The 316-nt window shown below is 67.4% G+C and carries 1 protein-coding gene; it reads left to right on the top strand.

Annotated elements, in window-relative coordinates:
• Positions 1-316: response regulator (locus FNJ47_RS46890; RefSeq protein ID WP_163163587.1), on the top strand; the 316-nt coding region annotated here is incomplete at both ends.

Below are 316 nucleotides of genomic sequence, written 5' to 3'. Positions count from 1 at the left end.
CGCAGTCGGTGCTGCTGGTCGATGACTCAGCGTTCTTCCGCAACATGCTGGCGCCGGTGCTCAAGGCCGCCGGCTACAAGGTGCGGACCGCGCCGAATGCGCAGGAAGGGCTCGCCGCGCTGCGCTCGGGGCAGGCCTTCGACGTCGTGCTGACCGACATCGAGATGCCCGAGATGAACGGCTTCGAGTTCGCCGAGAACATCCGCTCGGACCACAATCTGGTCGGGCTGCCGATCATCGCGCTGTCGGCGATGGTGTCGCCGGCGGCGATCGAGCGCGGCCGGCAGGCCGGCTTCCACGACTATGTCGCCAAGTT

This window comes from Bradyrhizobium uaiense (assembly GCF_010811875.1).
Lineage (GTDB): Bacteria > Pseudomonadota > Alphaproteobacteria > Rhizobiales > Xanthobacteraceae > Bradyrhizobium > Bradyrhizobium uaiense.
The sequence above is the reverse complement of the archived record's forward strand: the minus strand, read 5'-3'. Positions and strand labels throughout refer to the sequence as shown.